Origin of the sequence: Pseudoruegeria sp. SK021 (assembly GCF_002119405.1) — a bacterium.
In the GTDB taxonomy this organism is placed as follows: domain Bacteria; phylum Pseudomonadota; class Alphaproteobacteria; order Rhodobacterales; family Rhodobacteraceae; genus Meridianimarinicoccus.
In genome coordinates, this window is the sequence record NZ_MTBG01000008.1 from 16,474 (window position 1) to 42,035 (window position 25,562).

General features: G+C 61.5%; 23 protein-coding genes. 8 read left to right on the forward strand and 15 right to left on the reverse strand.

The features are described 5' to 3' along the window. Positions 1-62: 62 nt before the first annotated feature. The 4 genes from prmC to speB form a co-directional block, all read right to left on the reverse strand. A complete protein-coding gene (gene prmC, locus BV911_RS07155; protein ID WP_086052923.1) occupies positions 63-908 on the reverse strand; it encodes a peptide chain release factor N(5)-glutamine methyltransferase in 846 nt (281 codons plus the stop codon). Beyond that, a complete protein-coding gene (gene prfA, locus BV911_RS07160) occupies positions 905-1,960 on the reverse strand; it encodes a peptide chain release factor 1 (RefSeq protein ID WP_086052924.1) in 1,056 nt (351 codons plus the stop codon). The genes prmC and prfA overlap by 4 nt, the downstream gene beginning before the upstream one ends. Before the next feature lie 43 nt (positions 1,961-2,003). Further along, positions 2,004-2,477, reverse strand: a complete 474-nt coding sequence (locus tag BV911_RS07165; RefSeq protein ID WP_086052925.1) for a DUF1499 domain-containing protein — start codon at positions 2,475-2,477, stop codon at positions 2,004-2,006. A 70-nt stretch (positions 2,478-2,547) separates the two neighbouring features. Then, the gene (gene speB, locus BV911_RS07170) at positions 2,548-3,510 is read right to left on the reverse strand and encodes an agmatinase (RefSeq protein WP_086052926.1); all 963 of its coding nucleotides are present in this window, start codon (positions 3,508-3,510) and stop codon (positions 2,548-2,550) included. A 156-nt stretch (positions 3,511-3,666) separates the two neighbouring features. Between speB and mazG the strand changes: the two genes are divergently transcribed. The 5 genes from mazG (at position 3,667) to BV911_RS07195 (ending at position 8,766) form a co-directional block, all read left to right on the forward strand. After that, positions 3,667-4,506 (forward strand): nucleoside triphosphate pyrophosphohydrolase, encoded by an 840-nt coding sequence (gene mazG, locus BV911_RS07175; RefSeq protein WP_086052927.1) that lies wholly within the window; start codon positions 3,667-3,669, stop codon positions 4,504-4,506. Between the two features lie 123 nt (positions 4,507-4,629). Beyond that, positions 4,630-5,643, forward strand: coding sequence for a Fe(3+) ABC transporter substrate-binding protein (locus tag BV911_RS07180; RefSeq protein WP_240512178.1), 1,014 nt, complete (start codon positions 4,630-4,632; stop codon positions 5,641-5,643). Between the two features lie 88 nt (positions 5,644-5,731). Next, positions 5,732-6,673: a nucleoside hydrolase gene (locus tag BV911_RS07185; RefSeq protein ID WP_086052928.1), complete on the forward strand. Its 942-nt coding sequence runs from the start codon at positions 5,732-5,734 to the stop codon at positions 6,671-6,673. A 153-nt stretch (positions 6,674-6,826) separates the two neighbouring features. Beyond that, positions 6,827-8,254 (forward strand): YdiU family protein, encoded by a 1,428-nt coding sequence (locus BV911_RS07190; protein ID WP_086053003.1) that lies wholly within the window; start codon positions 6,827-6,829, stop codon positions 8,252-8,254. A gap of 101 nt (positions 8,255-8,355) precedes the next feature. Then, complete coding sequence (locus BV911_RS07195) at positions 8,356-8,766, forward strand: Fur family transcriptional regulator (protein WP_086052929.1); 411 nt, start codon at positions 8,356-8,358, stop codon at positions 8,764-8,766. A gap of 21 nt (positions 8,767-8,787) precedes the next feature. Here the strand turns inward: BV911_RS07195 and BV911_RS07200 are convergent, their stop codons facing one another. After that, positions 8,788-9,885 (reverse strand): calcium:proton antiporter, encoded by a 1,098-nt coding sequence (locus tag BV911_RS07200; protein WP_086053004.1) that lies wholly within the window; start codon positions 9,883-9,885, stop codon positions 8,788-8,790. 202 nt (positions 9,886-10,087) lie between these two features. On the opposite strand from BV911_RS07200, the gene BV911_RS07205 reads away from it, so the two are divergent. Beyond that, positions 10,088-10,978, forward strand: a complete 891-nt coding sequence (locus BV911_RS07205; protein ID WP_086052930.1) for a DMT family transporter — start codon at positions 10,088-10,090, stop codon at positions 10,976-10,978. 38 nt (positions 10,979-11,016) lie between these two features. Then, on the forward strand, positions 11,017-12,294 hold the full coding sequence (gene eno, locus BV911_RS07210) for a phosphopyruvate hydratase (RefSeq protein ID WP_086052931.1): 1,278 nt from the start codon (positions 11,017-11,019) through the stop codon (positions 12,292-12,294). A gap of 267 nt (positions 12,295-12,561) precedes the next feature. Here the strand turns inward: eno and pgi are convergent, their stop codons facing one another. From pgi to zwf, 3 genes are read right to left on the reverse strand one after another with little or no spacing between them, the layout of a single operon-like run. Continuing rightward, a complete protein-coding gene (gene pgi, locus BV911_RS07215) occupies positions 12,562-14,166 on the reverse strand; it encodes a glucose-6-phosphate isomerase (RefSeq protein WP_086052932.1) in 1,605 nt (534 codons plus the stop codon). 7 nt (positions 14,167-14,173) lie between these two features. Beyond that, positions 14,174-14,848, reverse strand: a complete 675-nt coding sequence (pgl, locus tag BV911_RS07220; protein ID WP_086052933.1) for a 6-phosphogluconolactonase — start codon at positions 14,846-14,848, stop codon at positions 14,174-14,176. Continuing rightward, on the reverse strand, positions 14,845-16,299 hold the full coding sequence (zwf, locus tag BV911_RS07225; RefSeq protein WP_086052934.1) for a glucose-6-phosphate dehydrogenase: 1,455 nt from the start codon (positions 16,297-16,299) through the stop codon (positions 14,845-14,847). The genes pgl and zwf overlap by 4 nt, the downstream gene beginning before the upstream one ends. 169 nt (positions 16,300-16,468) lie before the next feature. On the opposite strand from zwf, the gene BV911_RS07230 reads away from it, so the two are divergent. Next, positions 16,469-17,416, forward strand: coding sequence for a radical SAM protein (locus BV911_RS07230; protein WP_086052935.1), 948 nt, complete (start codon positions 16,469-16,471; stop codon positions 17,414-17,416). Positions 17,417-17,447: 31 nt separating this feature from the next. Here the strand turns inward: BV911_RS07230 and BV911_RS07235 are convergent, their stop codons facing one another. The 7 genes from BV911_RS07235 to BV911_RS07265 all read right to left on the reverse strand — a co-directional run bounded on the left by BV911_RS07235 (position 17,448) and on the right by BV911_RS07265 (position 25,483). Continuing rightward, on the reverse strand, positions 17,448-18,833 hold the full coding sequence (locus BV911_RS07235) for a GntP family permease (RefSeq protein ID WP_086052936.1): 1,386 nt from the start codon (positions 18,831-18,833) through the stop codon (positions 17,448-17,450). A gap of 166 nt (positions 18,834-18,999) precedes the next feature. Next, positions 19,000-19,671, reverse strand: coding sequence for an SMC-Scp complex subunit ScpB (gene scpB, locus BV911_RS07240; RefSeq protein ID WP_086052937.1), 672 nt, complete (start codon positions 19,669-19,671; stop codon positions 19,000-19,002). Next, positions 19,668-20,474: a ScpA family protein gene (locus tag BV911_RS07245; RefSeq protein ID WP_205963813.1), complete on the reverse strand. Its 807-nt coding sequence runs from the start codon at positions 20,472-20,474 to the stop codon at positions 19,668-19,670. Before BV911_RS07245 ends, scpB begins: the two co-directional genes overlap by 4 nt. Further along, positions 20,467-21,477 (reverse strand): glycoside hydrolase family 3 protein, encoded by a 1,011-nt coding sequence (locus tag BV911_RS07250; RefSeq protein ID WP_086052938.1) that lies wholly within the window; start codon positions 21,475-21,477, stop codon positions 20,467-20,469. The genes BV911_RS07245 and BV911_RS07250 overlap by 8 nt, the downstream gene beginning before the upstream one ends. A 38-nt stretch (positions 21,478-21,515) precedes the next feature. Beyond that, a complete protein-coding gene (locus BV911_RS07255; RefSeq protein ID WP_086052939.1) occupies positions 21,516-22,427 on the reverse strand; it encodes an SPOR domain-containing protein in 912 nt (303 codons plus the stop codon). Between the two features lie 91 nt (positions 22,428-22,518). Continuing rightward, complete coding sequence (gene argS / locus BV911_RS07260) at positions 22,519-24,264, reverse strand: arginine--tRNA ligase (RefSeq protein WP_086052940.1); 1,746 nt, start codon at positions 24,262-24,264, stop codon at positions 22,519-22,521. A gap of 76 nt (positions 24,265-24,340) precedes the next feature. Next, the gene (locus tag BV911_RS07265; RefSeq protein ID WP_086052941.1) at positions 24,341-25,483 is read right to left on the reverse strand and encodes a deoxyguanosinetriphosphate triphosphohydrolase; all 1,143 of its coding nucleotides are present in this window, start codon (positions 25,481-25,483) and stop codon (positions 24,341-24,343) included. Between the last annotated feature and the right edge of the window lie 79 nt (positions 25,484-25,562).

Below are 25,562 nucleotides of genomic sequence, written 5' to 3' on the forward strand. Positions count from 1 at the left end.
AAATTCCAGCATACATCAAATTCTCTGGAATTTCACTGGAAATTCTCTGACTGCTGGCCCGGTCAGGTTGATACCAAACCACCGCGCTGTGCGGTCACAACCCTGTCGCGCCCGTCCAGATCCGGCAAGATCCGGACATTCACCAAGCCGCTGTCTTTTGCAATCTGCGCAACCTGAGGGCCTTGGGTCGGGCCAATTTCAACCAGAACCCGGCCGCCGTCCACCAATAGGCCCATCGCGTCAGGAAGAATGCGGCGATAGGGTGCCAGACCGTCACCACCGGGGCTGAGGGCCATCGACGGCTCCCACTGCCGCACATCGACCGAAAGGCCCGGCATTTCGTCCGCTGCAATATAAGGCGGGTTCGACACGATCAGATCGAACGGGCCACACAGCCCGTCAGTCCAGTCCGCCTGTTGAAAATCCGCCCGATCAGCGACGCCGAGGCGTTCGGCGTTCGCCGCAGCGACGGTCAATGCAGCCTCGGACAGGTCGGTTCCGATCCCGACCGCGTTCGGGAACTCTGACAGCAATGTCAGCAAGATACAGCCCGACCCCGTTCCTAAATCAAGAATACGTGTGGCCGGGGTTTCCAACGCAGCGGCAATCAGTGTTTCAGTTTCTGGACGCGGGTCCAGCACATCGCGCGTCACTTTGAAGATCCGGCCATAAAACGCCCGCTTCCCGGTAATTTGCGCCACGGGTTGATGCAGACAGCGGGCGCTGATCGCCGCCTCGAATCGGGTTTGTGCCAGATCGGACATGGCCTCAGGAAGGCAAAGCGTGACCCGGTCAGACGGGATCTCCAAGGCATAGGCCAACAACCGCCGTGCATCCCGGGCCGGATCTGTGATCCCCGCCGCCCGCAGACGCGCCACCGCCGCGACCACCGCTTGGGTCCCGGTCATGTGCCCAGTTCGGCCAAGCGTGTCGCCTGATCATCCGCAATCAGCGCATCAATGATTTCGTCCAGATCACCCGCAACAACTTGATCCAGACGATACAGCGTCAGATTGATCCGATGGTCCGTCAACCGGCCCTGCGGGAAATTATACGTCCGGATGCGTTCCGAGCGATCGCCGCTACCGACCTGCGACTTGCGGTCTGCGGCACGTTCCGTGTGGATTCGATTGCGCTCTTGGTCATACAACTTGGTGCGCAGCACCTGCATGGCAATTTCGCGGTTCCGATGCTGGGACTTCTCCGAGCTGGTCACCACGATCCCGCTGGGAATATGGGTGATCCGGACCGCCGAGTCGGTGGTGTTCACGTGTTGCCCACCGGCGCCGCTGGCCCGCATGGTGTCGATCCGAATATCGCCGGGATTAATGCTGACATCGACATCTGCGGCCTCGGGCAACACCGCAACCGTCGCGGCTGAGGTATGCACCCGCCCGCCCGATTCCGTTGTCGGCACCCGCTGGACCCGGTGGACGCCGGATTCAAACTTTAACCGCGCAAAGACGCCGTCGCCCTTCACATGGGCGACCACCTCTTTGATGCCGCCCAGTTCCGTCTCGGATTCTTCGAGGATGTCGAACTTCCAGCCCTGCGCTTCGGCATAGCGTTGATACATCCGCAACAGGTCAGCCGCGAACAAGGCCGCCTCTTCGCCGCCGGTGCCGGGCCGAATTTCGATCAGCGCCGGACGCGCATCGGCGGCATCCTTGGGCAAGAGCGCCAATTGCAGCGCATGTTCGACCTCTGGCAAGCGACGGGTCAGATCGGGCAGTTCTTCTTCCGCCAGCGCGCGCATCTCGGGATCAGACAGCATCGCCGTCGCCTCGGCAATGTCTTGCTGTAACTGATGGTAGAGGGCGATCTCCGCCACCACCGGGCGCAATTCGGCATATTCCCGACCAAGAGCCGCGATTTCGTCACCGGACACGCCGGCGGACATCCGGGCTTCGATAAACTCGAACCGGGCGATAATCTGATGCAAAGTGTCGTTGGGTACCATGGTCGAGGGGTGTTACCTGCGCACAAGCTGCGGTCAAGAGGGATCAGCGTCTGCCGAGTGAATCGTCCAGCTGTGCCAACCAATCCTCGATTCGCGCCTTATTGACCCCAAGGTCAGACTTACCAAAGCGACTGCGGGAATAGATCGCCAACGCCGCCCCCTCGGCCACCGGAACCGCGCGCACAGAGATGTAGTCGGGAAAGCCCCAGAGCGACGAGCGGCTGATATAGGTGATCTGCCCCGAGGCCACAGACCCTGCCAACACCGATGTCCGCGGTGCCGCCTGCGCCACCGCATCAAAGGCCGCCAACACCGCCTCAGGCGACACCCCATAGACCGGGCCCGCAGCATCCCCATCGACGGGCCGCAGCAAAAAATGCCGTTCATCAACCGGATTGGCGATCTGCTCCGGATCCACCGACCAGTATGCGGGATCACTGGGGGCAAGGCGAACATACGCACCCAGCCCCAACACCACTACAGCAAGACCCGCTATCAGCGTCACCACCATTTTCATCCGACCTCCAGCCCGTGCATTTCAGTTTTCGCCAGATCGGCCCCGGACACAGGCCAATGCCCGGCCCCAGTCACGCAAGATGCCGCGTGGCCCACAGGCACGCCAATTCCATCGCAACATGGGCACCAGCGATTGCGGTGATGCCTGCGGGATCGAAAGGCGGCGACACTTCGACCACATCCATGCCGACCACATTGATGCCCGCCAAGCCGCGCAGGATTGCCGCCGCCTGCGCTGAACTCAGCCCACCCCAGACCGGCGTTCCGGTGCCGGGCGCAAAGGCCGGGTCGAGACAATCGATATCAAAGCTCAGATAGACCGGGTGATCGCCCACGACCTCGCGCACCCGGGCGCAGATTGCCTCTGGGCCGGTTCGGTGCACCTCGGGCGCATCGAGAATGGTAATGCCCATCGTATCCGCATTGCTGGTTCGGATGCCAACCTGAACCGAGCGATCGGGCAGGATCAGGCCTTCGCGCACCGCTTTGCCGAACATCGTGCCGTGATCGACCCGCCCCAGATCGTCATCGGGCCAAGTATCGCTATGGGCATCAAATTGCAGCAATGCCAGCGGCCCATGTTTGGCCGCATGCGCCCGCAGGATCGGATGGCTGATGGAATGATCGCCGCCGAGGGTCAACACGGCGGCACCCGCGCCCAGAATACCTGCAATATGCGCCTCAAGCGTCGCTGGGAAATCGCCGGGCCGGGCATAATCAAACGCCAGATCGCCGAAATCGGCCATGGCGATATCGACCATCGGGTCCACGTCCCAGCCATAGGGGGCGTCGACCGCCTGCAAGGCGCTGGCCTCGCGGATAGCGCGCGGCCCAAGGCGCGTCCCGGGCCGGTTGGTCACCGCCTGATCAAAGGGCACCCCGGTCACCGCCAGATCGACCCCGGTCAGATCCTTGGTATAGCGCCGCCGCAGGAACGAAACCGCCCCGCCAAAGGTGTTCTCATGGGCGTGACCGCGCAAGCCTTCGCGGGTGAAGGCTGCGTCAACGTCATGCGATGCATCACTCAGTGTCATGGCGGTCCCACCTGCTGTTTCGCCCGATCCTTACCACCGATCCCACTCGGCGCAAGGCCGTCGATCAGGTCGCCGATGCTGCGGCGAGCGGCTGGACATCTTGGCGCAGCTCTGCCCTTTTGTCCCGGTCTTAAAGCAGATCTGGATCCTACGCCCATGCCCGACCCCATTCACGATACCGCGCCCGGCTTGCCCCGCCTTTTAGAGATCATGCGCCGCCTGCGGGATCCCGACACCGGATGCCCTTGGGACATCGTGCAGGATTTCGACAGCATCGCCCCCTACACGATCGAAGAATCCTATGAGGTCGCAGACGCCATCGCCCGGCGCGATTGGGCTCACCTTGAAAGCGAATTGGGCGATCTGCTGCTGCAAGCCGTCTATCACGCCGAGATCGGCAAAGAGCGCGGCTTGTTTGATTTCCACTCTGTCGCCGTCGCCATCAGTGACAAGATGATCGCCCGCCACCCGCATGTCTTCGCGCAAGGCAGCGGCGCATCCTCACCAGAGGCGCAGACCCGCGACTGGGAAACTCTGAAGGCCGCAGAACGCCGCAGCCGGGCGCAGGGCGGCGTTCTGGCAGACGTTGCCCTGAACCTGCCCGCCCTGACCCGGGCGGAAAAGTTGCAAAAACGGGCCGCACGGGTGGGGTTTGATTGGCCCGACATCGGGCCCGTGCTGGACAAGATCGCCGAAGAAACCGCGGAACTGGCCGAGGCCCGCGCCTCGGGTGATCAGGACCACATCGCCGAGGAATATGGCGATCTGATGTTCGTCATGGCCAACTTGGGTCGGCACCTTGGGTTGGATCCCGAAACCGCTCTGCGCGCCGCCAATGCCAAGTTTACCCGCCGGTTCGAGGCGATTGAAGCCCAGCTCAGCCGCGAAAACCGTCGCCCCGAACAGGCCAGCCTCGCCGAGATGGACACCATCTGGGATGCGGTCAAAATTGCCGAGAAAGCGGCCAAGGCCGCTGCGTCCGAGGGTGCGGCATAATTTCCGACTAAATCAATCGACTTTCCGGCCGCAGGCTGTTGACCCGAGTGTTTTACTCATCTTTAAGGGCAACACCCTGCAGGCCGGTGCCGCGCAGGCCGACCAGAAGCTTAAGGAGCACCCATGCTTGCCCGAATGAATTACATGCTATGTGCTGCGCTGCTGATCGCCGCAGCCACCCCGTCGCATTCCGACGAAGTGAATGTCTATTCCTACCGCCAACCGGAACTGACGGCGCCCCTGTTTGAGGCTTTCACCGAAGCCACCGGGATCGACGTCAATGTCGTCTTTCTCAGCAATGGCATGCTGGAACGGCTGCAATCCGAAGGCAAACGCACACCTGCTGATCTGATCATGACCACCGACATTTCGCGCATGGCGGCAATCGTCGATGCCGGTCTGACCCAGCCGGTGGACAATGCTGAATTGATCGCCGACATCCCCGCCCAATATCGCGGCGCAGACAATCAATGGTTCGCCCTGACCAACCGCGCCCGAGTGATCTATGCCAGCAACGACCGGGTCGCTGATGGAGAGATCACCACCTATGAAGACTTGGCTGACCCGAAGTGGAAAGGCCGCATCTGTACCCGTTCGGGCACCCACGACTATAACCTCGACCTGACCTCTGCCCTGCTGGCCCATCACGGCGCGGACGAGACCAAAGCGTGGCTGGAAGGGTTCAAAGCCAACCTTGCGCGCAAGCCGCAGGGCAATGATCGTGCGCAGGTCAAAGCCATCTGGGCCGGGGAATGCGACATCGCTGTCGGCAACACCTATTACATGGGCTTGATGCTGGCCGATGCCGAACAATCCGATTGGGCCAATTCGGTGCGCATCATGTTCCCGACCTTTGAAAATGCCGGCACGCATGTGAACGTCTCGGCGATGGCGCTGACCGCTGCGGCACCGCATCATGACGATGCCATCAAACTGATGGAATTCCTTGCCTCGCCCGAAGGCCAGAGCCTCTATGCCAACGAGAACTCGGAATACCCGGTGTCGCCAGCGGTTGACCCGTCGCCGGTGGTGGCATCATGGGGAACCTTCACCGCCGACACACTGCCTTTGACCGAACTTCCGGGGTATCGCGCCGATGCGCTGCGCCTTGTTGAAGAAGTCAACTTCGACGGCTGATCCCAACTGACACGGCACCGGGTCCGCCGCTTTACATCGCGGCGGACCCGGTCCACTTTCGCGGCATCGTCCTATTCGGAGCCGCCCCATGCCCCCCGCAAAAATCATCATCGACACCGATCCCGGTCAAGACGACGCCATTGCCATCCTGCTGGCCCTTGCCTCGCCCGACGAGATCGAGGTGCTTGGGATCACGGCAGTTGCAGGCAATGTGCCGCTGGCCCTGACGGCGATCAATGCCAGAACCGTCTGTGAACTGGCAGGCCATCCCGAGATCAAGGTCTTCGCAGGCGCAGACGCCCCCATGACCCGCCCCCTGCGCACCGCCGAACACGTCCATGGCGATAGCGGCTTGAACGGCCCGGCCCTGCCCGCGCCGACCATGGCCCTGCAACCCGGGCATGCGGTTGATTTCATCGTCGACACCCTGCGCACCGAACCCGCCGGGACCGTCACCCTCTGCCCGCTCGGGCCGCTGACCAACATTGCGCTAGCGCTGGACAAGGCCCCGGACATTGCCGCCCGGATCAAAGAGATCGTGCTAATGGGCGGGGCCTATTTCGAGGTCGGCAACATCACCCCCGCAGCCGAATTTAACATCTATGTCGATCCCGAAGCCGCCAAGGCCGTGTTCGCCTGCGGGGCGCCGCTGACCGTGATGCCGCTGGATGTCACGCACAAGGCGCTGACCACAGAACCACGGGTGCAGGCCTTTCGCGACTTCGGCACCCCGGTGGGCGACGCGGTCGCCGCTTGGACCGACTTTTTCCAACGTTTCGACAAGGACAAGTACGCCAGCCCCGGCGCGCCGCTGCATGACCCCTGCGTCATCGCGTGGCTGCTGAAACCTGAGTTATTTTCTGGCCGTCACATCAATGTCGAGATTGAAACCCAATCCGATCTGACACGGGGCATGACCGTGGCCGACTGGTGGGGCGTCACGGACCGCGTCGCCAACGCCATGTTCATCGGCGATGTGGACGCCGACGGCTTCTTTGCGTTGCTGACCGAGCGAATCGCTCGCCTTTGACCGGGCCCGCGCGGGTTGGCTTCGGCCCCCCGCAGACCCGACCTATTGGCATGACGCCCAGACCCCAAGCCCGGCGTGTGATGCCGCGACGCCACCCCGACTGGCACCGGACGCCTTTTGCACCTATCTATGTCGCAAGAGAAAGGCGCCTCCATGACCCTGCACGTCCCCTTTGATAACAGCTATGCCCGTCTGCCAGAGCGGTTCTTCGCGCGTCAGCCCGCCGACCCGGTGCGCGCGCCATCGCTGATCGCGGTCAATGCTGATCTCGCCCGCGCGTTGGGCATTGATCCTGACGCCTTGGCCACAGACGACGGCATCGCGATGCTTTCTGGCAATGCCGCGCCGACGGGTGCCGATCCGCTGGCGCAGGCTTATGCCGGCCACCAGTTCGGCGGATGGTCACCGCAATTGGGCGATGGTCGCGCCTTGCTGCTGGGCGAAGTGGTGGACCAATCCGGCCAGCGCCGGGATATTCAGCTTAAGGGCTCGGGCCGCACCCCGTTTTCGCGCATGGGCGATGGCCGCGCATGGCTTGGTCCTGTTCTGCGCGAATATGTAATTTCGGAAGCCATGCATGCGATGGGCATTCCAACCACCCGCGCCCTTGCAGCCGTGGTCACCGGCGAAACCGTGCTACGCGAACGGCCCCTGCCCGGCGCTGTTCTGACCCGGGTCGCCGCCAGCCATATTCGGGTTGGCACCTTCCAGTATTTCGCTGCTCGCGGCGATGTCGAGGCGATCCGCCTGTTGGCCGATCACGTCATTGCGCGCCATTATCCCACCGTCACTAGCCCGCTCGGTCTGTTGGACGCCGTGATCGATGCGCAATCGGACCTGATCGCCAAATGGCTGGGGGTCGGTTTTATCCACGGCGTTATGAACACCGACAACTGCGCGATCTCTGGCGAAACGATTGATTATGGCCCCTGCGCCTTCATGGACCGCTACGAGGGCGGCAAAGTGTTCAGTTCAATCGATCGGGGCGGGCGCTATGCCTATGATAAGCAACCCGATATCGCAGTCTGGAACTTGGCCCAGTTCGCCACGTGTCTGCTGCCCCTGATCAGCGATGACCGGGATCAGGCGGTGGATCAGGCCTCTGAGGCGGTACACCGCTTCCCGCAGTGCTTTGCCGAGTGCTGGCAGGCGACGTTCCGCGCCAAATTGGGCCTGAACACTGCCGAGGCCAATGACGCCTTGCTGATCGACAGCCTGCTCAGCCGCATGGAGGCCGGCGGCGCCGATTTCACCAACACCTTCGCCGGACTGGCCAACGGCACCGCCGCCGCCGCCTTTCACGAGCCCGAGATACTGGACCCTTGGCTGGAGGATTACCAAGCCCGCTTGGATCGCCAGCCGGGCGACGTCGACACGGACGCGATGACCCGGGCCAATCCCCTGATCATTCCGCGCAATCACCAGATCGAAGCCATGATCGCCGCGGCGGTCGGCGGTGACTTCGCGCCGTTCCATCACCTGCACGCGGCAACAATCCAGCCGTTTAATCTGACGGACCCGGATCTGGCCCTGCCGCCCGGCCCCGGACAGGAAGTCCGACAGACCTTCTGCGGCACCTGATGGCCTTGTGACTATGGCGTCTCGGGTTTACCGCAATTCAGGGTGGAGCCGGGGCGAAAAATCCCCTACCACCTTGAGAGACGCTGATCCGGACCCTTCAGATGACCACAACCATCATTGATCGCTGCGAACAGCACGGCCTGCGCATGACCGACCAGCGCCGGACCATCGCGCAGGTCTTGCAAGAGGCCGATGATCACCCGGACGTGGAAGAAGTCTTCAATCGCGCCTCGGCCCGAGACCCGCGCATTTCGATCGCCACGGTGTATCGGACGGTCAAGCTGTTCGAAGAATCCGGGATTTTGGAAAAAGTCGAATTTGGCGACGGTCGGGCGCGATACGAATCTGCCGACCGCGATCATCATGACCATTTGATCGACCTCAACTCTGGCAAGGTGATCGAATTTGTCGATGACGAGATCGAGGCGCTGCAGGTGCGCATCGCTGCCAAATTGGGGTATCGGTTGAAGGGACACCGCCTTGAACTCTACGGCGTCCCCTTAAAGAAATAATCCGGCGATGACGCCGACGGGTCACGGAACCGCGGCGATCACCAGAAATGCCCCAAAAATGACCAAATGCACCCCGCCCTGCAGCACCGTAGTGCGCCCGGCGCCGAATGACAGCGTGCACATGAACAGGGTCAGAACAAGGATAACGATATGTTCGGGATCCAATCCCAACGACAGCGGCGTTCCCATGAATAGCGACACGGCAACAACCGTGGGGATGGTCAGGCCGATACTGGCCATGGCACTGCCCAGCGCGAGGTTCAAACTGGTCTGAAGGCGGTTCGCACGGGCGGCGGCAATCGCAGACAACCCTTCGGGCAAAAGCACCACCGCAGCGATTACCACCCCGACGAAGCTCAGCGGCAAGCCCAAAGACGCGATCCCCTCTTCTACCGGATGCGACAGGTCTTCAGCCAGCAAGACGACCGTGACCAGCGACAGCAGCAACAACCCACCGCTCAGAAGGGTCGTGCGACCGTCGGGTTTGGCGTGGGCGCCATGGCTGCCCTCTGCGTCCAGAAAATCCTCACGGTGGCGAACGGTCTGGACAAACAAGAACAACCCGTACAGCGCCAGCGACACGACCCCCACAAACACCAATTGCGCCTGCGAGAAAATCGGACCCGGAACCGACAGGGTATAATTCGGCAAGATCAGGGCCAGCGTCGCCAGCGTGCCGATCACCCCCAAAGACCCCACGGCCCCCCGAATTTGAAACTCTTGCTGGTGATGCCGGATGCCGCCTACCAGCAAACACAGGCCGACCACACCGTTCAGAACGATCATCACCGCCGAAAACACCGTGTCCCGGGCAATTTCAGTGCCGCCTTCCGGACTGCTGAGCATCAAGGACACGATCAGCGACACCTCGATCACCGTGACCGACGCCGCCAAAATAATCGACCCGAACGGCTCGCCCACCCGCAAGGCGACCATTTCGGCATGCTGCACCGACGCAAAGACCGATCCGGCCAGCAACAGCGCGGCCAAGACGATCACCCAGACCGACCCGACGCTGAGCACGCCCACTGCCAGCAGTCCCAGAAACAGTGCCGCGGCCACCGGCGCCACCCATGTCCAAGTCGAAAGGCTGCCACTATGTGATCCCGGACTGCTCATATCAGCTCCACCATACCAATTTGCGTCATAAAATTTGCCCCATGTCATGATGTAATTCATTCAAGCCCAAGAACTGGCGTTAGCATTCTGACCCACAGCCATCAAGCTTCTAGGCCGGCGCACCGATTTGGACCGCGTCGCCACTGGCACCGCCCGTTCAGTTAGCGTACCGCCACATTCAGGTGATGAGAGGGAGGACGACATGGAAAATCTGCGCGGAATAGGCCTGATGATCGCAGCGATGGCAGGGTTCTCTCTGGAAGACATGTTCGTCAAATCACTGTCGTCGAACCTGCCGGTCGGACAGGTCCTGTTCCTGCTCGGCTGCGGCGGCCTGTTGGCGTTCGGCATCAAGGTCTATCGCGAAGGCCAGCGGTTGCTGACCCGGGATATCTGGCATCCGGTTGCAATGATCCGAAACCTATCGGAAATGGCGTCGGCGATCTGTTTCATTCTGGCCATTGTCCTGACCCCCTTATCCAGCGCTTCCGCCATTCTTCAGGCCACGCCGTTGATGGTCACCCTTGGCGCTGCGGTGTTTTTAGGCGAACCTGTCGGCTGGCGGCGCTGGTCCGCCATCGCCATCGGCTTTTGCGGCGTCTTGATGGTGGTCCGTCCGGGGCTGGCGGGCTTCAACCCCGCATCCCTGTTTGCTGTTGCCGCCGTCGTCTTCATCGCCGCGCGTGACGTGTCCACCCGCGCCATTCCGGCCCATATCACCTCAATGCAACTGTCGGCATGGGCCTATGGCACGACCATCTTGTCCGGACTGCTGGTGATGCCATTCGGGCGGCCGCCGGTCATCCCCAGCCCGATCGAGATCAGTATGCTGTTTGGCGCCCTGACCATGGGTGTTCTGGGCTATTACGCGCTGATCCAATCCACCCGCTTGGGGGACATGTCCGCCATCGCGCCCTTCCGCTATTCCCGCCTGATCTTTGCCCTGATCATCGGCATGCTGGTGTTTTCGGAACGGCCCGATTTCTGGACCCTGACCGGCTCTGCGTTGATCATCGCATCGGGGCTTTATACCTTCGCCAGAGAGGAACGCGCACGTCAGCGACGTCTTTCCTCCGGCCCCCCCGACCTATAAGGTGACGGCGAACTGCCACGGATGAGGAACCCGACATTATGAGCACGATCATTGATATTATCGGCCGCGAAATTCTGGACAGCCGGGGCAACCCGACCGTCGAGGTGGACGTGATTTTGGAAGATGGCACCATGGGCCGCGCTGCGGTGCCATCCGGGGCCTCCACCGGTGCCCATGAAGCTGTCGAAAAGCGCGATGGCGACAAAACCCGTTACATGGGCAAGGGCGTTCTGGAAGCCGTGGCAGCTGTCAACGGCGAGCTGGCCGAAGCCTTGGTCGGCATGGACGCGACCGAACAAGCCGCCATTGATGCGGCCATGATCGAACTGGACGGCACCCCCAATAAAGCCCGCCTTGGTGCCAACGCCATTCTCGGCGTCAGCCTTGCCTGCGCCCGCGCCGCCGCCGATTACACCGGGCAGCCGCTGTATCGCTATGTTGGCGGCACCTCGGCCCGCATCCTGCCCGTGCCGATGATGAACATCATCAATGGCGGCGAACATGCCGACAACCCGATCGACATTCAGGAATTCATGATCATGCCGGTCTCTGCGGAGACTATCCGCGAGGCCGTGCGCATGGGGTCGGAAGTGTTCCACACCCTGAAAAAAGAACTGTCGGCAGCGGGTCTGTCCACCGGGATCGGCGATGAGGGCGGCTTTGCCCCCAACATCAGCTCCACCCGTGACGCGCTTGATTTCATTCTGAAATCCATTGAAAAGGCCGGGTACATTCCGGGCAAAGACATCTACCTTGCGATGGATTGCGCCGCGACCGAATACTACAAGAACGGCAAGTACGAGATGAAGGGCGAAGGCGTTTCGCTGACCTCGGAAGAGAACGTCGCCTACCTTGCAAAACTGGTCGAAGACTATCCGATCATCTCGATCGAGGACGGCATGTCCGAAGACGACTGGGATGGCTGGAAGGCCCTGACCGACGCGCTTGGCGACAAGATCCAACTGGTCGGGGACGATCTGTTCGTGACCAACCCCGAGCGTCTGGCCGACGGCATTGCCAAGGGCTGCGCCAACTCCATGCTGGTCAAGGTTAACCAGATCGGCACGTTGTCCGAGACGCTGAAGGCCGTCGATATGGCCCACCGCGCCCGCTATACCAACGTAATGAGCCATCGCTCGGGCGAGACCGAGGACAGCACCATCGCGGACCTTGCTGTTGCCACCAATTGCGGCCAGATCAAGACCGGTTCGCTGGCACGGTCTGACCGGCTCGCAAAATACAACCAACTGATCCGGATCGAAGAAGCCCTGGGTGAAACCGCAGAATATGCAGGCCGCTCGATCCTGAAGCGCTGATCGCAGCGCACCGACGACACGACGCAAAAAGCCCCCGCACCTCGGGGGCTTTTTCGCATCCGGCCTGGCCGGGAAGTGGCCTGGATCACAGGCAATTGACCTACAGACACGGCAACTTAACGTCGGTCTCGTACACGGTCTCGCCCGGCTTTCAGGTCGCAGAATTTACCTAGCCCTCACCGGATGTCGACAGCTCCACGGCCTGAACAAAAACGGGACCCGAAGCGGCGCTTCGAGTCCCGGTAGATGTCATGGATTGCCGCAGGCTCAGGCCCGGCGCAGGAAATTCACCAGCATGGCGGTCGAGCCGTCCTTGCCCTCGGTTCCAGCCTCGCCGCGCATCACCGGTTCCAGCGCGGTCGCCAGTTCCTTGCCCAGTTCTACCCCCCACTGATCGAACGAATTGATCCCGAGGATCACGCCTTCGACAAAAACCCGGTGTTCATACAGTGCGACAATGGCGCCAAACACTTCTGGGGTCAGTTGCGGATAGGCCAGCACGGTCGAGGGCCGGTTGCCCGGGAACACCCGGTGGCGGGCCTGACGGTCCAGTTCGGCCCCGGTCAGTCCTTTTTTGGCCATAATCGCGGTCGCCTCAGCCAAGGACCGCCCGCGCAACAAGGCTTCGGACTGCGCCAGACAGTTGGCGACGAGCAATTGGTGATGATGGGTCAGGTCATCCTCGAACCCCTTGGCCGCAACCAAGAATTCGCACGGCACCACGCCGGTGCCCTGATGGATCAACTGATAGAACGCATGCTGGCCATTGGTCCCTGCCTCGCCCCAGACGATCGGGCCGGATACGCGCGGCAAGTCACTGCCATCCATGGCAACGCGCTTGCCGTTGCTCTCCATCTCAAGCTGCTGAAGATAGGCAGGCAATCGGGCAAGACGTTGATCATAGGGCAACACCGCGCGACTGGGATAGCCGCAGATCTGGTGGTGCCAGATCCCCACCAGCGCCAGAAGCACCGGCAGGTTTTCGGCCAGCGGCGCCTCTTGGAAATGGCGGTCCATCATGGCACCGCCGGCAAGGAACCGGCGGAACACCGGACCGCCGACTGCCAGCATCAATGAAAGGCCAATCGGCCCCCAGACAGAATAGCGCCCACCGACCCAATCCGAAAAGCCGAACACCCGAGAGGGATCAATGCCATAGGCCGCTGTCTTGTCCGCAGCAGTGGACACAGCCGCAAACTGGGCAGACGGATCGCTGACCTTGGTGGCCATCCAGACCTTCGCCGTGTCGGCATTGGTCATGGTCTCAATGGTGGTGAAGGTTTTGGATGCCACGATCACCAGCGTGGTGGTCGGGTCCAGCCCTTTCAGGGTTTCTGCGATCTGCGCGCCATCCACGTTTGAGACGTAATGCACCCGCGGGCCATCATGCCATGGCGACAATGCTAGCGTGGCCATGACTGGCCCCAAATCAGAGCCGCCGATGCCGATATTCACCACATCGGTGATCGCGCCACCCTGCCCCGTGAACCTACCCGTCCGAACATCCTCGGCAAAGGCGTCCATCCGGTCCAGCGTAGCTTTGATGCCGGGGATCACGTCCTCGCCGTCAACCACCACGGATGCATCCAGATCGCGCAGAGCGGTGTGCAGAACTGCCCGCCCCTCGGTCTCGTTGATCGGTGCGCCCGCGAACATCGCGTCGCGCCGCGCGGCCACATCTGACGCCTCGGCCAGTTGCAGCAACAGCGCAAGACCCTCGTCGTCAAGATTGGTCTTTGAAAAGTCGAGCACCATTTCGCCCAGTTGCGCCGAGAATTGCGCCGCCCGGTTCGGTTGATCGAACAGTGACAGGATCGACCGATCCTTCACACCGGTATGGTGGCTATCCAGTTGATCCCAGATACGTGACATAATTAATTTACTCCGCCCAGTGGACTGTCGCATTTTTCAGGATAACCGACACAGGGGCCAGTCGCTCGTCTTCCATTTTGGCGGCCTCTTCCAGCACCCGGCGTTTGTCGTGACCGGTGATCAGAAGATGGATCGACATCGCGCCGCGCAAGACCGGGGCCGTCAGAGTGATCCGGGGCTCTGGCGCGCCCGGGGCCCGCATGGCCATCAAAGCCGGTGCCTTGGGGTCCAGCGCATCATCCAGCCGGTCTGCGCCCGGAAACAGCGACGCGGTGTGCATGTCCGTGCCCATCCCCAACAGCAATATCGACAGAGGCAGATGTGGCAGGATGTCTTGTGATTTCTGTTCCAGAACCGCCTCAGGCGTGGCGTCATCGGTGTAGAAGCTGAAAAAGCCCGCCCGCGCCGCTTTGCCGGTGAACAGACGCTCGCGCAGAAGACCCGTGTTTGAACGGGGCGAGGTTTCGGGCACCCAGCGCTCATCGGTCAACAGGACCGTCACCCGCTCCCAGTCCAGTTCCACCGCCGACAGGCTGTCGAATACCGGTCCGGGGGTCGTGCCACCCGGCACGGCGATCGACACCGTGTCATGGGTCATCAACGCGGCGTTCAACTCCCCGGCCAAAGATTGCGCCAGTTCGATCATCATCATGTCGCGATCTGCGTATTCGATAACGTTCATGACCGGATCTCCTTCCATCGGCGATTGTCGCGGTGCATCAGCGCCAGCGCCTCTTCCGGGCCGGAACTGCCGGAATCATAAGGTGCCGGGCGTTTGTCAGCTTCTTCCCATGCCGAGATGATCGGATCGGTCCAAGCCCAAGCCGCTTCAACTTCGTCGCCGCGCATAAACAGGGTCTGATTGCCCCGGATGACATCCATGATCAGGCGCTCATAGGCATCCGGAACATCATCGGCATCCGGCCCGAGGACCTTGGCAAAGGTCATGTCCAGCGGCACATCCACCAGACGCATCCCGCCCGGCCCCGGCTCTTTGATGGTGACGCGCAGGTCCATGCCTTCATTCGGCTGCAAGCGGATCGATAGCTCGTTGGCTTTGCTGCCCGAGTCGGCCCCGAAGATCGAATGCGGAATTTCGCGGAACCGGATCACAATCTCAGACATCCGCGCCCGCAACCGCTTGCCGGTGCGAATGTAGAACGGGGTCCCCTGCCAGCGCCAGTTGGCAATCTCCAGCTTCATCGCCACGAAGCTTTCCGTGTTGCTGTCGGGGTTTTCGCTATCTTCCAGATAACCTGCCAGGTCAGAGGTTTCCTGATACTGGCCGCGCACCACATCCTGAACCGTCACCGGATCAAGCGCGCGGATCACTTTGAGCTTTTCGTCGCGGACGGCATCCGGTTCAAACCGGGCTGGCGGCTCCATCGCGGTGAGGCAGAGCAACTGCATGATGTGGTTCTGCACCATATCCCGCATCGCCCCGGATTTGTCGTAATAGCTGCCCCGGCCACCGACGCCCACGGTTTCTGCCACGGTGATCTGCACGTGATCGATGTATTGTGCGTTCCAGAGCGGCTCAAACAAAATATTGCCGAACCGGACCGCCATCAGGTTCTGGACCGTTTCTTTGCCCAGATAATGGTCAATCCGGTAAATCTGACTTTCGTCAAAGTACTCGGCCAAACCTTTGTTCAGAATTTTTGCGCTTTCCAGATCCCGCCCGAACGGCTTCTCAACCACGATGCGGCTGTCTTCATTGGCCAGACCATAGGTTTTCAGACGCTCGGCAATCGCCCCGAACAAGGACGGTGCAACCGAAAAGTAGAACGCCCGGATTTTGCCGTCGCGCAGCTTGCCGCGCAAGGTATCCCAGCCGCTTTCGCCCATGGCATCGACGCTGGCGTAGTCGAGATGGTTCAAAAAGCCTTCAATCATCTCGGACGACCGTGCTTCGGGTTCGACGAATTCGATCAGCGCGTCGCGCACCATCGCCTGAAACGCGGCACGGTCCATATCGCCGCGCGCCGCCGCAATGATCCGTGCCTCTTCTGGCATTTGGCCGACGCGAAAGCGCCGAAAGAGACCCGGAAGGATTTTGCGGCGGGCAAGATCCCCGGTCCCGCCAAAGATCACCAGATCGAAGGTTTCAACGGGAATGACGCGAGAGACCATGCAGAACCTGCCTTTCGTGGACGCGGTGGTAGCGCAAACAATATACACCCGCATCGGTCATATCAGAGTTTTCGATCATCACAACTGCGTCACTCCGCATCCTCATGGCTTTCAGGAACTATGTCACACAGGTACCAATAATACTTGAGACAATTACAGGTTCCGTTCCATGAAAGACTTTCGTCAGCCACATCCTGCCAAATTCACTGATCCGTTTGTCACGGCGAATGGTGACGACAGGGCCTCTGTGGCACTGACCCATCCTGAAACGCTGTGGTTCAATACCGGAACCCTGTGCAATATCGAATGCGCCAACTGCTATATTGAAAGTTCTCCGTCGAACGATGCGCTGGTTTATCTTACACCAGACGACGTTAATGGCTACCTTGATCAACTCGACGCGCGGGAATGGCGGGTGCGTGAAATTGCCTTTACGGGCGGCGAGCCGTTCATGAACCCCCAGATGAACACCCTAATCGAAGCGGCACTGACCCGCGGCTATGACGTGCTGGTGCTGACCAACGCCATGCGCCCGATGATGCGCCCGTCTGTCAAATCCGGGCTGGTGCAACTGAACGCGGCCTACCCCGGCAAGATCACCTTTCGGATCTCGGTCGACCACTGGTCGCCAGAGTTGCATGACAAGGAACGCGGCAAGGGGGCGTTTGAAAAGACCGAACTGGGCATGATTTGGCTGCGCGACACCGGCATTCGCATGACGGTCGCCGGGCGCTCGGTCTGGGCCGAGAGCGAATCCGAGGCCCGGGATGGTTATGGCGCGTTCTATGCCCGGCACGATTTCGCCATTGACCCACGTGATCCGGCTCAAACGGTTCTGTTCCCGGAAATGGACGAAACCGTCGATGTGCCGGAAATCACCAGCGGGTGCTGGGACATCCTGAACAAGCACCCCGACAGCGTCATGTGTGCGTCAAGCCGCATGGTGGTCAAACGCAAGGGCGCAGCACAGCCGTCAGTTCTGGCCTGCACCCTGTTGCCCTATGCGCCCGAGTTCGAACTGGGCACGACCCTGCAAGAGGCCGAGCGGTCCGTGCAACTTAACCATCGCCACTGCGCCAAATTCTGCGTGCTGGGCGGGGCAAGCTGCTCATCCTGACGCAAAGGCCTTTGCGGTCGAAGGCCCGGCCTCAGAAGCCCATTGACCCCAGCACAACCACCGTGACGGTCGCGACAACCGGGATGGCGACGGCGCACACGAAGATGTCGCCGTAGCTTTGCCGGTGGGTCAGTCCGCAAATACCCAGCAGCGTGATGACCGCCCCATTATGCGGCAGCGCGTCGAAGCCGCCCGACGACAAGGCCGTGACCCGGTGCATCAGGCCCATGCTGATCCCGTCAGCCCGGCCCATCGCCGCGAACTGGTCGCCCAATGCATTCAGGGCGATCGACATCCCCCCCGACGCCGACCCGGTGATCCCGGCCAGAACGTTAACCGCAACCGCCAGTGACGCCAGCGGATTGTCGGGAAACAGGTCCAGCACCGCATCCCGCACCAGCAGGAACGCCGGCAGCGACGCAATGACCGCGCCATAGCCCACTTCCGAGGCGGTGTTAAAGATCGGCAGCAGCGATCCCATTGTGCCCTGATTGATGCTGTCCTTTACGTCCTCAAACCTGGCCCAATTGCCGACAAGCACCAGCAGGATCGACGCCACCAACGCCACGATGATTGCCCAGATCCCGGCCACCGAACTGAGGGTGGTGGCGCCATATTCCGGCTTGGCCAGATAGGCCGCGTCGACATTGGGAAATACCAGATAGGTGAACATCCCGTTCAAGGCGATCACCGAAATTACCGGCGCAATCGCCATTGCAAACCCGGGAAGCTGGATGTCACCGGCCAGACCGGCATCGGCTGCCGTGACCTTGTGGGTGCCATAGCCTTCGCCTTTGGTCTTAGCCGATGCCGACCGCCGGTTCAGCCATAACACCCCGCCGATCAGCATAATCAGCCCGGCCAAGGTGCCCAGAATGGGCGCGGCGAAGGCATTCGTGCCGAAAAATGGCATCGGGATGGCGTTCTGAATGGCCGGTGTGCCCGGCAACGCCGTCATGGTGAAGGTGAAAGACCCCAGCGCAATCGACGCCGGCAACAGCCGTTTGGGAATGTCGGCCTGTTGGAACAGCGAATTGGCAATGGGATAGATCGCGAAGGCGACGACAAACAGCGACACCCCGCCATAGGTCAGCACCCCGCAGGCAAGCACCACCGCCGTAATCGCGCGCTCTGCGCCCACACCATCGACAATGCGCTGCGCGATCACCCGTGCCGAGCCGCTATCGGCCATCATTTTGCCAAAGATCGCCCCCAACAGAAACAGCGGGAAGTACAGGATGACATAGCCACCAAGTGCGGTCATGAAGACTTGGGTATAGGTCGCAAGAACCGGTAAATCGCCGCTCATCAGCACCGCGAACAAGGCAAGAATCGGGGCAAGGATCAGCACGTTGATCCCGCGATAGGCGAGATACATCAAAAGCCCCAAAGACAGCAGTATTCCGACCAATCCCATCAGCGATCTCCCTGCGCGATCCAGAATTCTTCTGCCCAGCTAAGCCGAATTGCGCGACCGAGGCAATTGCAGGTATTTTTGGAACCAATGGAACTGACAGAGCCAATTAAGAACCGGGACGTTCGCACAAAAGACCGGGCACAGGCACCGGCGATAGGCGGGCTTGTTAGGCCTCGCTCTCGTCATCTTCTGGTTCGTCTTGGGTGATCTGGTCGCCAGCTTCATCCCCGTCAGAGCCTGCGTCCAAGCGGTCTGGCGGCGGCCGGTTATCCAACAGTCCCGCCGCGCGCAGTTCCTTCAGGCCCGGCAGATCACGCGCCGATTCCAGATTGAACTGGTCCAAGAAGACCTCGGTCACCACGAATGTCACCGGACGGCCCGGGGTCATGCGGCGACGGCCCAGACGGATCCACTCCAGTTCCAGCAATTGATCAATGGTGCCGCGGCTGACGCCCACGCCGCGGATTTCTTCGATCTCGGCACGGGTCACCGGTTGGTGATAGGCGACAATGGCCAGCGTTTCGATCGCGGCCCGCGACAATTTCCGGGTCTCAACCGTTTCCTTGTGCATCAGAAACCCCAGATCGGGGGCGGTGCGAAACGCAAAGGATTCGCCCACCCGCACCAACTGAACCCCCCGCCCGTCATAAACATGCCGCAACCGCAGCAGCGCGGCTGCCGGGTCTGAGCCCTGCGGCAGCCGGGCAATCAGTTCTTTCAGGCTGACCGGTTCGGCCGTCGCAAACAGGATTGCCTCGACCATCCGGTCTTGCTCGGCCGAAGACGGCACGTCGAACAGGCCCGCGCCTGTGCTGTCATTGGCCTCGGTCTGCGTCATTGCCCGTCATCCCTGCTTGTCCTGCGCCGCAACCGGATTGGCGCGAAGGCCTCGATCTGCGAAATTTCTAACTTACCCGCCTTCGCCAGTTCCAATGAGGCCGCAAAGGTCGCCGCCATGGCCGAGCGTCGCCGCGCCGGATCAATTTCCCAGCCGGGCGGCAAATAGGTCGACAGGTCGGTCCAGTCCCCGGCAAACCCGATTAACCCACGCATGCGCTCCAACGCCTCTTCCATGGTCAGGATGGCATGGCGATCCAGCACAAAGGGGCGAAATTCATCCCGGGTCCGCAACCGGGCATAGGCCTGCATCAGGTCCAGCAGCGACGCGGTAAAGGTGGTCCGGCGGACCCGTGCCACGTTTTCAGGCTGGCCCCGGGCAAAGACATCCCGGCCCAGTCGATCACGCGCCATCAAGCGCGAGGCCACATCGCGCATGGCCTCCAGCCGTTCCAACTGAAAGGCCAGATGCGCGGCCAGATCCTCACCCGAGGGGCCCTCGTCGTCCGGGTCCGGTGGCAGCAGCAAACGCGACTTCAGAAAGGCCAGCCACGCGGCCATGACCAGATAATCCGCAGCCAGCTCAATCCGCAGCTCTGTCGCCGTATTTACGAAATCCAAATACTGCTCGGCCAGCGCCAGAACCGAAATCCGCCGCAGATCAACTTTTTGCGTCCGCGATAGCGACAGCAAAAGGTCCAGCGGCCCCTCAAAGCCGTCGACATCCACAATCAACGCCTCGGCGGCGAGGCGGGCTTCGATCTGGGTGACGTTGCTCGGCGGCGCAGACGCCGGATCAGCCACGCGCAGCCCCAGCCATCAATGCGGCCAATTCCGCATCCAGCGCCGCCAAATCGACCGTATCCCCGGCATGACGCATTGCCAGCGTCCGCTCGGCACGGGCCACGCCCTCGGGCTGCAGTGTTCCCGCGCCCAAGACCACGGCCTGCATTTCATCCGCCTTGCCATTACAATGCAGCACCAGATCACAGCCTGCCGCCATCGACGCCGCCGCCCGCTCCTGCATCGTTCCGGACAGCGCTTGCATCGACAGGTCATCTGTCATCAGCAGGCCGTCAAACCCGATCTCGTCCCGGATCATGGCAACACAGGCCGGCGATTGGGTCGCCGGATGCACTGGATCAATGGCGTCGAACAGCAAATGGGCGGTCATCGCCATCGGCAGATCCGCCAAGGCCTTGAATGCAGCGAAATCGCGGGCCTGCAACGCGGCCAAGGGGGTCGCCACGCGCGGCAAATTCAGATGGCTATCAAGGGTCGCCCGCCCGTGACCGGGAATATGTTTGACGACGGGCAGAACGCCCCCGGCCAACATCCCGTCGGCACTGGCCCGTGCCGCTGACACCACCTCGTCCAGATCGGCGCTGAAACAGCGGTTGCGCAGGAACGGATGGGTCTCATCCGCGGCCACATCGGCTAGGGGCGCGCAATTGACATCAATGCCCGCCGCCCGCAGTTCTGCCGCGATCAGGCGATAGCGCAGATACAGCACCCGAGCCGGGGCGTCGCCGGCGCAGACCACTTGTTCCAACGGCGGCAGCCACCCGCGCCAATGCGGCGGCCCCATGCGCTGCACCCGGCCGCCTTCTTGGTCGATTAAGATCGGCGCATCGCGGCCAACCGCAGCGCGCAAGTCCGAGGTCAGCCGGCGCAGTTGGTCCGGCGTGTCCACATTGCGTCCGAACAGGATGAAGCCCCAAGGGTCTGCGTCCCGAAAAAACGCAGCCTCCTGTGCTGTCAGCACTGGTCCCGCGCACCCAAAGATATATGCACCGCAGGTCGTCATTGTTAGCTTTCTGATAAGGGGCCGCGCCCCGCTGCATTCTAGCGTGTCAGGACCGGGATACAGTCCGCGTGGTCGGCGATCAGCACCGCACAAAAACTGCGGGCTTCGATCAGATCGGCAAAGCCATAGGCCCGCAGACGGTAGAACACGTTGTCGCCCACCTCGGCCCGCTCAATCACCCGGCGTTTGGGACCAAGGTAGTCCTCAAACGCGATACTCAATTCGATCCAGCCTTGGCGCGCCTCTGCTTCGCTGTCAAAGGCCCCCAACTGCACAAGACGCGTGCCCGCCGGAATGTCGGCTGGCGACAGGTCCAAGGCCACCGCCGGCGCTTGCGCGGCAAAACTTGCGACCTCAGGGTTGGCAGTGGCGCGGGTGGCGATGTCCATGGCGGGACGCGGCCGCGGCCGTGGGCCGATCCCTGCCCCGCGCACCGATCCCGACAGATCGCGCGGCACCGTTTGCATCTCGAACATGCCGTCATCCTCGGCCATGTCTTCGCTGCCGAAAACCTGCGTCAACGCACCCTCGACCGCCAGACGCAAGGCGGCGTCCGGGTCAAGCGGCACCTCTGGCGCGGCCACCGCCTCAAGCAACTCGGGCTGCGGCTGGTCTTCTTCGGTGACCCCCATCGGCTCGGGCGCCAGAATAACCCGTTCAGCGATTGGCGCGTCGATCGTGTCCGAGGCGATCCGGTTCACCGACAACCCTTGATGCGCCGCCTGAAACCCACCGGGATCTTCCGGCTGTTCGCGGCTCGGCCCTTCCATGGCCAGCACCACAGGGACCGAACGCGCATCGCGTGTCGCCAAGTCATAGGTCCAAAACGACAAGCCGCCGACCAATGCGATCGAACTTAGGGCCCCCAACCAGCGCACGATCCGAAGGCCGACGGAAACGCGACGGGGATCCCGGTCAAGACCGTGATGCAAAGACTCGGAATACGCCATATCATTTGCCCCAATTTTACCAGCCACGTGCGCCCAACTGAGGCCGTGACCGGTTCATTTGCCTGCTCGAACCGCGGGGGCGCCTGTTAAATCAGCGCATTTCCTCCAACGGCGTGACGCCGAGAATACCAAGACCTGCGGAAATAACAACGGATACGGCCTTAGGCAGGGCAATTTTCGTCGCGGTAAGCGCCGGATCGTCCTCTTGCAAGAAGCGCAAGCCCGTCGCGTCATTGCCGCGGCTCCACAATCCGTGGAATTCACTGGCCAGTTCGTACAGGTAAAACGCGATCCGATGCGGTTCGTTGGTGCGGGCCGCGATCTCAACCAAACGGGGCCATTCGGCCAGCTTTTTGATCAAGGCCAGTTCGGCAGGATCCGAAATGTCCGACAAATCCTGCGCAGCGATGGCCGCGTCCGACACATCGACGCCCATCGCTTCGGCCTTGCGCAGCACCGAACAAATCCGGGCATGGGCATATTGCACATAGAAAACCGGGTTGTCCTTGGACTGCTCTAGGACCTTGTCGAAATCAAATTCCAGCGGCGCATCGTTCTTCCGCGTCAGCATCACGAACCGGGTGACATCTTGGCCAACCTGATCGACCACGTCGCGCAGGGTGACGAAGGTTCCGGCCCGCTTTGACATCTTCAGCGGTTGGCCATTGCGGGTCAGCTTGACCAGCTGGATCAGCTTGACATCCAGACTGACCTTGCCGCCGGACAGGGCCGAAACCGCCGCCTTCATCCGCTTGACATAGCCGCCGTGATCGGCGCCGAACACATCAATTAGCGCGTCGAAGCCTCTGGTAACCTTATCATAATGGTAGGCGATGTCCGGGGCGAAATAAGTCCAGCCGCCATCCGACTTCTTGACGGGGCGATCCACGTCATCGCCATGCAGCGAGGACCGGAACAGGGTCTGCTCGCGCGGCTCCCAATCTTCCAGCAGCTTGCCTTTTGGCGGCTCCAGCACGCCCTCATAAATCAGGCCCTTGGCATCCAGATCGGCCAGCGCGGCTTCGATCTTACCGGTGCCGTAGAGCGAGCGTTCGGAGTAGAACAGGTCCATCTTGACGCCAAGCGACGCCAGATCATCGCGGATCAATTCCATCATGGCGGCAGTGGCGAAGTCGCGCAGGTCTTCCAGCCAAACGTCCTCACCCTTGTCCAGATAGGCGTCACCGACCTTGTCCTTCAACGCCTGCCCGACCTCGATCAGATAGTCGCCGGGGTAAGTCCCGTCGGGAAAGGCCACGTCCTGACCATGCGCTTCGAGATACCGCAAATAGACCGAGCGGGCCAAGACATCGACCTGCGCGCCGCCGTCGTTGATATAGTATTCCCGGGTTACATCATGTCCGGCGTATTCCAGCAGCGATGCCAAGGCATCGCCAAAAACCGCGCCGCGCGTGTGGCCAACATGCATCGGACCTGTGGGGTTGGCGGACACAAATTCGACGTTGACCCGCTTGCCTGCGCCAAGTTGCGACCGACCATACCCGGTCTGATCGCGCAGCACGGTCCCGACCAGACCCTGCCAGACGGCAGGTGTCAGGGTCAGATTCAAAAAGCCCGGCCCGGCCACTTCGACCTCGGCAATGCGCGGGTCGGCCCGCAAACGCTCGGCCAATGCCTCGGCAATCGCACGCGGCTTCAAGCCCGAAGGCTTGGCCAGCACCATGGCCGCGTTGGTGGCCACGTCGCCATGGGCCGCATCGCGCGGCGGCTCTGCGGTTACGGCGTCGAAGCTCAGCCCCTCAGGCAAGCCTCCGTCGCGTACCGTGGCGGTCAATGCGTCCAGCACCAAAGTCCGGATATCGTCAAACAGGTTCATCGTTTCGGCCCTCGTCTTCCGCACAGGGGCGTAGCATGGCGTGCGCGCAAAACGCAATCGCCAACACCCGCCATTTCTAGGCCGCGCCGATCAGCTCTTCATGGGTCTGAATCGCAAATCGGTCGGTCATTCCAGCAATATAGTCCAGCACGATCCGCGCCAGTGCCGTTTCCCCGTCGGCATCCGCGACATCCTTACGCCATTGCTTGGGCAGAAGGTCGGGATGGGCCATGAAATGCGGGAACAGTTCCATTACAACTTTGGTGACGCGCTTGCGTTCGATCACCACTTGCGGCGCCCGGTACATCCGGGTGAACAGGAACTTGCGCAGCACCTGCAAATCCGTCCAGATCGGCTGCGAAAATTGCACCACCGACCGGCCTGCGTTGCGCACATCATCGACGGATTGCGGATCAACCTCGGCCAGCGCTGCCTGCGCCTGCTCAATCACATCCTCGACCAGAACGCCAAAGAACCGGCGCAAAGCCTCATGCCGCCGCCGGTAATAGTTCAGGTTGGGATAGAGACGATCAACCTCGGAAAAGCAGCGATCCAAAATCGGAAGTTCGGCCAGCTCATCGGTGGAAAACAGTTCGGCCCGCAGCCCGTCATGCAAATCGTGATGGCTGTAGGCAATGTCGTCCGACAGGGCCGCGACCTGCGCTTCTGCGCTGGCAAATGTCCCCAACTCAAGATTGTGGCGCGCGTTGTAATCCGCCAAAGCATAGGGCAGCTCGCCGGTTACGGGCCCGTTATGCTTGGCCAGCCCTTCCAAGGTTTCCCATGTCAGGTTTAAGCCGTCAAATTCCGCATAATGCCGTTCCAACCCGGTCACGATCCGTACCGCTTGGGCGTTGTGATCGAAGCCCCCATAAGGGGCCATCAGGTCATTGAGCGCATCCTCGCCCGTATGACCAAACGGCGGATGTCCAAGATCATGCGCCAGCGCGACGGCTTCGGTCAGGGCAAGGTTCAAGCCCAGCACCCCGGCGATGGTGCGCGCCACCTGCGCCACCTCAATAGAGTGCGTCAGCCGGGTGCGATAATAATCGCCCTCATGTTCCACGAACACTTGGGTCTTGTGCTTGAGACGGCGAAACGCCGACGCATGGATGATCCGGTCACGATCTCGCTGAAAACAGGATCGAAAGGTGCTTTCCGCTTCGGGATAGAGACGCCCACGGGATTGGGCGGGATCGGAGGCATAGGGCTGTTGCATCGGGTTGCCTTCTTCCTGACACGCTTGTGGCGCGTGCCTCTGGTGCTTATATTGAACATTGCGCCAATACAAACACATG

Bases quoted from the DNA above. Each gene is read 5' to 3' on its own strand.
- scpB (WP_086052937.1), bottom strand. From the start codon at position 19,671: ATGACGCAGACCGAGGCCAATGACAGCACAGGCGCGGGCCTGTTCGAC.
- BV911_RS07255 (WP_086052939.1), bottom strand. From the start codon at position 22,427: ATGGCGTATTCCGAGTCTTTGCATCACGGTCTTGACCGGGATCCCCGT.
- BV911_RS07205 (WP_086052930.1), top strand. From the start codon at position 10,088: ATGGAAAATCTGCGCGGAATAGGCCTGATGATCGCAGCGATGGCAGGG.
- BV911_RS07165 (WP_086052925.1), bottom strand. From the start codon at position 2,477: ATGAAAATGGTGGTGACGCTGATAGCGGGTCTTGCTGTAGTGGTGTTG.
- pgl (WP_086052933.1), bottom strand. From the start codon at position 14,848: ATGAACGTTATCGAATACGCAGATCGCGACATGATGATGATCGAACTG.
- zwf (WP_086052934.1), bottom strand. From the start codon at position 16,299: ATGGTCTCTCGCGTCATTCCCGTTGAAACCTTCGATCTGGTGATCTTT.
- BV911_RS07235 (WP_086052936.1), bottom strand. From the start codon at position 18,833: ATGGGATTGGTCGGAATACTGCTGTCTTTGGGGCTTTTGATGTATCTC.
- mazG (WP_086052927.1), top strand. From the start codon at position 3,667: ATGCCCGACCCCATTCACGATACCGCGCCCGGCTTGCCCCGCCTTTTA.
- prfA (WP_086052924.1), bottom strand. From the start codon at position 1,960: ATGGTACCCAACGACACTTTGCATCAGATTATCGCCCGGTTCGAGTTT.
- BV911_RS07265 (WP_086052941.1), bottom strand. From the start codon at position 25,483: ATGCAACAGCCCTATGCCTCCGATCCCGCCCAATCCCGTGGGCGTCTC.
- prmC (WP_086052923.1), bottom strand. From the start codon at position 908: ATGACCGGGACCCAAGCGGTGGTCGCGGCGGTGGCGCGTCTGCGGGCG.
- BV911_RS07195 (WP_086052929.1), top strand. From the start codon at position 8,356: ATGACCACAACCATCATTGATCGCTGCGAACAGCACGGCCTGCGCATG.
- BV911_RS07180 (WP_240512178.1), top strand. From the start codon at position 4,630: ATGCTTGCCCGAATGAATTACATGCTATGTGCTGCGCTGCTGATCGCC.
- BV911_RS07250 (WP_086052938.1), bottom strand. From the start codon at position 21,477: ATGACGACCTGCGGTGCATATATCTTTGGGTGCGCGGGACCAGTGCTG.
- argS (WP_086052940.1), bottom strand. From the start codon at position 24,264: ATGAACCTGTTTGACGATATCCGGACTTTGGTGCTGGACGCATTGACC.
- BV911_RS07190 (WP_086053003.1), top strand. From the start codon at position 6,827: ATGACCCTGCACGTCCCCTTTGATAACAGCTATGCCCGTCTGCCAGAG.
- BV911_RS07185 (WP_086052928.1), top strand. From the start codon at position 5,732: ATGCCCCCCGCAAAAATCATCATCGACACCGATCCCGGTCAAGACGAC.
- BV911_RS07230 (WP_086052935.1), top strand. From the start codon at position 16,469: ATGAAAGACTTTCGTCAGCCACATCCTGCCAAATTCACTGATCCGTTT.
- eno (WP_086052931.1), top strand. From the start codon at position 11,017: ATGAGCACGATCATTGATATTATCGGCCGCGAAATTCTGGACAGCCGG.
- speB (WP_086052926.1), bottom strand. From the start codon at position 3,510: ATGACACTGAGTGATGCATCGCATGACGTTGACGCAGCCTTCACCCGC.
- pgi (WP_086052932.1), bottom strand. From the start codon at position 14,166: ATGTCACGTATCTGGGATCAACTGGATAGCCACCATACCGGTGTGAAG.
- BV911_RS07200 (WP_086053004.1), bottom strand. From the start codon at position 9,885: ATGAGCAGTCCGGGATCACATAGTGGCAGCCTTTCGACTTGGACATGG.